General features: G+C 69.4%; 5 protein-coding genes. All 5 read left to right on the top strand.

The window, feature by feature from the left end; genetic code table 11:
* Window positions 1-820 (top strand): trypsin-like serine protease (locus G6027_RS14030; protein ID WP_187702906.1); only part of this gene is annotated, 820 nt, incomplete at its 5' end.
* Window positions 821-893: 73 nt separating this feature from the next.
* Window positions 894-1,331 (top strand): GNAT family N-acetyltransferase, encoded by a 438-nt coding sequence (locus G6027_RS14025; protein WP_182637708.1) that lies wholly within the window; start codon window positions 894-896, stop codon window positions 1,329-1,331.
* Between the two features lie 156 nt (window positions 1,332-1,487).
* Complete coding sequence (leuA, locus tag G6027_RS14020; protein ID WP_182637707.1) at window positions 1,488-3,350, top strand: 2-isopropylmalate synthase; 1,863 nt, start codon at window positions 1,488-1,490, stop codon at window positions 3,348-3,350.
* A gap of 473 nt (window positions 3,351-3,823) precedes the next feature.
* The gene (locus G6027_RS14015; protein WP_346995745.1) at window positions 3,824-4,879 is read left to right on the top strand and encodes a peptidoglycan recognition family protein; all 1,056 of its coding nucleotides are present in this window, start codon (window positions 3,824-3,826) and stop codon (window positions 4,877-4,879) included.
* Window positions 4,880-5,145: 266 nt separating this feature from the next.
* Entirely contained in the window at window positions 5,146-6,291 is a 1,146-nt protein-coding gene (locus G6027_RS14010; protein WP_182637705.1) for a glycerophosphodiester phosphodiesterase family protein, read from the top strand.
* Window positions 6,292-6,389: the final 98 nt, after the last annotated feature.

Here is a 6,389-nt window from a genome sequence, read left to right as displayed (position 1 = left end):
CAGCGCCTCCCGCCGTGACGCCCACCGGGTGTCCCGCCGCGCCCCCCGACTCGTGGCGACGACACTCGCCTCGGTCGCCGCGCTCGTCGTCCCGCTCGCCGTCTCCACACCCACCGCCGGGGCCGTGGTCAACGGCACTCCGTCCGGGCCGGCGCCCTGGGCCGTCCAGATCACCACGTTCAGCGGGATTCCCGGCACCCCCTGCTCCGGAGTGGTGGTAGCCCCGTACTGGGTGGCGACGGCCAAGCACTGCGGCCCCGCCAACCCGAACGCCTACACCCTGGGATTCGGCAACCAGGCGACCGTCCCGGGCGGGTTCGCCGAGACCGCCTCGCTCGCCAGCCCCCAGATCGTCGGGGCGTTCGGATCCCTCGACACCGGCAGCATCGGGCGCCACACCCCCGTCGCCGCCTACCACGCCCCCGCCGGTGACGTCATGCTGCTCAAACTGGCGCATCCGGCGCCGTCACCGTCGGTCAAGCGCGGGGGCAGGGATCCCGTGGCCGGCGACGTGCTGCGCTTCCACGGATTCGGCGAGACCACCCCCCGCGGCCAGCGCTCGGCGGAGTTGCGCACCGGTCTCACCCGCCTCGAGCGCGTGGAGCCGCGAGCCGGATCCCGGATCGGACGGTCCCACACCATCCAGGGCGGATACGGGGCCGGGGACTCCGGTGGGCCCGTCTTACACGGCGACCTGCTGGTGGGCATCCATTCCGGTTCCGACCACGCACGACGACAGCCCAACGGAACCAATCCGGCCTGGTACGAGTCGATCCCGTTCCAGAACGGCTGGATCGACTGGATGATCGCCAACCGATGACGACGAGGGGCCGGTCGAACCGTGCCGTGGCTCTCGCTCACCGGACCGCCCGCGTTTTTGTCACACTGAACAGATGACCTCGCCGGAGCAACCGGAGCTCGTGATCCGTCGCGCCGCGCGCGGCGACCTCGACCTGGTGCTGTCCGCCGACGATCTCTTCAGCTACCCACCCACCGCGGAGTGGACCCGGGACTTCCTCGACAACGGGTCCAACCTCCTTTTGCTCGCGCTGCAGGACGAGGTCCCCGTGGGGATGCTGGTGGCGGTGGAGACCGGCTACCTGGGCGCCAGTCCGGACCTGTTCGTCTACGGGATCCGGGTGAGCGAGCCGTTGCGCGGCCGCGGGATCGCCCATCGGCTGGTGGACAAGGCACTCGACATAGCCGAGGAGGCCGGGTGTCGCCGCCTCTGGGGGTCGATGCACCACGACCAGGAGCTGGGCGCGGACTCCCCCCTCTCCTCGCCCGAGACGCCCACGGGGTCCACGACCTTCGTCATCCCGATTCCGTGACGCACTGCGGAACCGTGTATCGTGACCCCCATGCAGCGCGTGCTCCTTCTTGGGTGCCGCGGCGGGGCCCGCTGAGGCGGACCGGCTCCCCGTCGCGGGATCTCGTCGCGCCGGTCCGATCCCCACAGATCGATTCCACGGAAGTAGAGCCCCGCAATGAATCCCGCTGACGCATTCGTCTCGTCGTCGTCGACCATCACTCCCCCCTCGAAGCCCGGACGCCCCGACCAACCGTCGTGGAACCGACAGAAGGGCTCCTCGATGCCGGCCCACCGGTACCGGCCCTTCGCCGAAGAGGTCGAGGACGTTTCGCTGCAGAGGCGCACCTGGCCGGACAAGGTCATCGCCCACGCGCCCCAGTGGTGCGCCGTGGACCTGCGCGACGGCAACCAGGCGCTGATCGACCCCATGAGCCCGGCCCGCAAGCGCCGAATGTTCGAGCTGCTCGTCCGCATGGGCTACAAGGAGATCGAGGTCGGGTTCCCCTCGGCCTCGCAGACGGATTATGACTTCGTCCGCGAGATCATCGAGGACGACGCGATCCCCTCCGACGTCACCATCCAGGTGCTGGTGCAGTGTCGCGAGGACCTGATCCGCCGCACGTTCGAGGCGTGCGAGGGCGCGTCCAACGTGATCGTGCACTTCTACAACTCCACCTCGATCCTGCAGCGCAAGGTCGTGTTCCGTAAGGACCGCGACGCGATCAAGAAGATCGCCACCGACGCCGCCGCGCTGGTGACCGCCATCGCGAAGGAGTACCCGGACACCAACTGGCGTTGGGAGTACTCCCCCGAGTCGTTCACCGGCACCGAGCTCGCGTTCTCCAAGGAGGTCTGCGACGCCGTCACCGAGGTCGTGGGCGCCACGCCGGAGAACCCGATCATCCTCAACCTGCCGGCGACGGTCGAGATGGCCACGCCCAACGTGTACGCCGACCAGATCGAGTGGATGCACCGCAACCTGGCCCGCCGCGACTCCACCATCCTGTCGCTGCACCCGCACAACGACCGCGGCACCGGCGTGGCCGCCGCCGAGCTGGGCTTCCAGGCGGGTGCCGATCGCATCGAGGGCTGCCTGTTCGGCAACGGCGAACGGACCGGCAACGTCTGCCTGGTGACCCTGGGCATGAACCTGCTCACCCGCGGCGTCGACCCGCAGATCAACTTCTCGGACATGGACGAGATCCGCCGCACCGTCGAGTACGCCAACCAGCTGCGCGTACCCGAGCGTCACCCCTACGGCGGCGACCTGGTCTTCACCGCCTTCTCGGGCTCGCACCAGGACGCGATCAACAAGGGCTTCGACGCACTGCAGGTCGAGGCCGACGCGCGCGGTGAGCACATCACCGACATCACGTGGGAGGTTCCCTACCTGCCCGTGGACCCCAAGGACGAGGGTCGCACCTACGAGGCCGTGATCCGCGTGAACTCGCAGTCCGGCAAGGGCGGCGTCGCCTACATCATGAAGAGCGACTACGGCCTGCAGCTGCCGCGGCGTCTGCAGATGGAGTTCTCCGCGCTGGTGCAGAACGTCACCGACTCCGAGGGCGGCGAGGTCACACCCAAGCAGATGTGGGACATCTTCACCCTCGAGTACCTGGACCGCGTCTCCCCCATGGAGCGGATCTCCCAGCACCTCGACCCGGCCGAGACCGACGACGGCGTGGACTCGATCGACGCCGTGGTCAAGTGGAAGGGCGAGACCAAGGAGCTGACCGGGTCCGGTAACGGCCCCCTGGCGGCGTTCGTCGCCGCGCTCAACGAGATGTTCGACGACGAGGTGCGCATCCTCGACTACTCGGAGCACGCCATGACCGCCGGAGACGACGCCACCGCGGCCGCGTACGTCGAGGTGCAGTTCGGTAACCGGGTCTTCTGGGGAGTCGGCCGGGCCGGTTCCATCACCACCGCGACGCTGCGCGCCGTGGTCTCCGCCGTGAACCGCGCGTACGCCGACGAGGCCGTGGGCTCCGACGAGACCGTGGGCAGCACCGTAGGCGCCCGCACCTGGGCTCCCTGACATCTGAGGAGCCTCCCCTGGGACGTGGGTCCGACCCCGGGACGTCGGTCCGACCCTGGGGCTCGGGTCCGACCCTGGGACGTCGCTCCGACCGGAAGTGCGTTCCGCACACATCGCCCGAGAGGCAGCTGTGCGGAACGCTCTTCTCGTTGGGCGGGGCGGCCGGGGCCGTCGGGCCCGGGGTCAGGGTGGGCGCGTGGGCCCCGGGAAATGAGCCGGCGCGTGGCCGTGGGCGTCGCGCCCGGCGTCAGGCCCGCCCAGTCCGGCCCAGGCAGTCCCCGAATGCGCCTCCTGAGCCTCACTGGTTACATGTATCACTCGGGTAACAAAGGTCTCGATTTGGTTACGTCGAGCGCGTAATGTGGCGGTCGATCGCGCCGATATGCCAGGCGTCAGTTTTCTGCAGTACAAGTCTGGAGTGCACCCTTATGCCCGTTTCACGCCGTGGGTTTCTCACCGCCGCGTCAGTCGGGGTGGGCGTCGCAGTCGCCTCCTCCGTCCGTGGCCCCCTCGCCGGGGCCAACCCGTTCGACACCGGTTCCCTCGGCATGGCGCAGGACCTGCTCAAGTCGGTCCCGACCGGCAGCGGGATGATCCAGCCGAACGGCCCGCTCGGTTACGTCGGGGTGACCTTCCCGAGCGCCGAGGAGATCGCCGGCCGTATCCGCTTCGCGTTCCCCGACGGCTCGGTGGGCGACTGGCTTCCGCTCGAGGCGATGGACTCCGCCCCGGACAGCGGCAGCACTCCCGCGTCCGATCTCGTCGCCGCTCCGGAGGGATCCGTGGGCTACGAGGTCGACGCAGCCGCGGGCGCCCGTGCCACCGCGTTCGACGACGGCCGGGGCGCACCGCGCAATTACAGCCTGGGCAGCGTCGGAACGCTCGGACTGCCGATCATCCCGCGGGCGGCGTGGGGCGCCGGTGACGTCTCGGGGAACCGCTGGGCACCGCAGTTCCACCCGGCGCAGGCGATCACCATCCACCACACTGCCTCGCCCGTCGGACCGGACCGGGCCGCCAGCGTGCGCGCGATCTACAACTACCACGCCAACACGCTGGGCTGGGGCGACGTCGGGTACCACCTGCTCATCGACCCGGAGGGCCGGATCTACCAGGGCCGCGGCGGAACCGTCGGCGGAACCCCGGTCTTCCAGGTGCCTCCGGTCGCCGGTATCGCTCCCCCGGTGGTCACCGCGGGCCACACGGGCGGCGTCAACAACGGCAATATCGGGATCTGCCTGCTGGGCGACTTCACCGGAGCGCCGCCCACCGCCGCCGCCGTGGGCGCGGCCATCAACAGCGTGCGTGCCCTGTGTTCGGCCACCGGCATCAACCCGCGCGGCGGCATCACCTACCGCAACCCGCAGGGTGGAGCCACGCGCAACATGCCGGCCGTCTCGGGCCACCGCGACTGGGGCGGGACCGCCTGCCCGGGCAACTCGTTCTACCCGCAGATGCAGTTCATCCGCGACACCGCCGCGCGCGGTTGGGCCCCGAACGCGGTCTACTCGGCCGCCTTCGGTTCCTGATCTCCCCCTGACGGACCCACCTCTCCCATCGAAAAGAGCGTTCCGAACACCCCCACTCGGGCGATGTGTTCGGAACGCTCTTCTCGTGCGCGGGGTGGCGGCTCGTGCGCGGGGTGGACGCTTCCCCGCCGAAGGACTGTCCCAATCGTCATCCTGCGTTCACTCCGGGTCGAGCCGCGCGTAGACGACGCCGCATAGCGTCACGCCGGCAAGTGGCACCCGGGACCCCTCCCGGAATGCCGACCCCACGTCCGGCGAGGTTCCCCATGCGCAGCACACGTGCCCTCCACACGGCAGGAGCCACCGCCCTCGGTTGCCTCCTCACCGCCTCATCACTGACCGTCTCCTCCGCCGTCTCCACCGCCTCGACCGGGTCACTCGGCGCCGACGGACCGCTGGGTTCGTCCCACGCGCTCGGTTCGGTCGGTGCCGGTGAGCGCGACTTCGACCTCCAGGCGCACCGCGGCGGCGTGGGCCTCCATGTCGAGAGCTCCCCGCAGGCCTTCTCCGCTGCACTCGAACTAGGTGTGAGCACACTGGAACTCGATACCCAGGTCACCGCCGACGGGGCGGTCGTGGTCACGCACGACCGACGGCCCCGGACGGACGTCTGCCAGGACACCGCCCCTGTGGTGGAGGGCGACCCGCTGTTCCCCTACATGGACAACTACATCCACCAGCTCACGCTCGAGCAGGTCCGGACTCTCGACTGTGGTTCGCTCCGCCGTCCCGGTTACCCCGCTCAGCAGACCCATCCGGGCGAGAAGATGATGCTCCTCTCCGAACTCTTCGACCTGGTCAAGGCCCACGGAGCCGACGGGCCGGACGGTGTGTGGATGAACATCGAGACAAAGGTGGAGGCCGGGGCCCCGGACCAGACCGCTCCGCGCGAGGAGTTTGTCTCGGCGGTTCACGAGGAGATCGCCGACTCGGGCCTCGATCAGCAGATCACAGTCCAGTCGTTCGACTGGGGCGCACTGCGGGCGATGCACGAGCTCGCCCCTGCCCTGCCGCTCGTGGCCCTGACGAACCACGATTTCCTCGGCATCGGCTCCGACGATCCCTCGCCGTGGCTCGGCGGGATCGATATCGCAGACTTCGACGGCGACGGCGTCGCAGCCGCGGCCTCCCTCGACGGTGTGGTCGCCTACTCACCGGTGGCGACCCACCCCGACCAGAGCTGCACGGTCGGAGAAAGCGACTGCCGGGCGTACGTCACGGCGAAGATGGTCGAGAGCGCCCACTCGCACGGGCTGAGGATCATCCCGTGGACGGTGAACAACGTGCCGACCATGGAGTACCTCATGGACATCGGCGTCGACGGGATCATCACCGACTACCCGAACCTGCTCCGGGATCTCATGGCGGAGCGGGGCCGGGCGCTTCCGCGGCAGTACACCGCCGAGGGGTGAGCTGATCCCGGGGCCGCCGCACCAACAAAAGGAGCGTTCCGCCCCATCGAAAAGAGCGTTCCGAACACCTGCCTCTCCTTGAAGTCAAGTGGTTGTTG

The sequence above is a fragment of the Dietzia sp. SLG310A2-38A2 genome (genome assembly GCF_014145095.1).
GTDB lineage: Bacteria > Actinomycetota > Actinomycetes > Mycobacteriales > Mycobacteriaceae > Dietzia.
This window is presented reverse-complemented; position numbering and strand designations above follow the sequence as displayed.

What these genes read in the sequence shown, in the direction of transcription:
- leuA (WP_182637707.1), top strand. Translation starts at nt 1,488, where the DNA reads ATGAATCCCGCTGACGCATTCGTCTCGTCGTCGTCGACCATCACTCCC.
- G6027_RS14010 (WP_182637705.1), top strand. Translation starts at nt 5,146, where the DNA reads ATGCGCAGCACACGTGCCCTCCACACGGCAGGAGCCACCGCCCTCGGT.
- G6027_RS14025 (WP_182637708.1), top strand. Translation starts at nt 894, where the DNA reads ATGACCTCGCCGGAGCAACCGGAGCTCGTGATCCGTCGCGCCGCGCGC.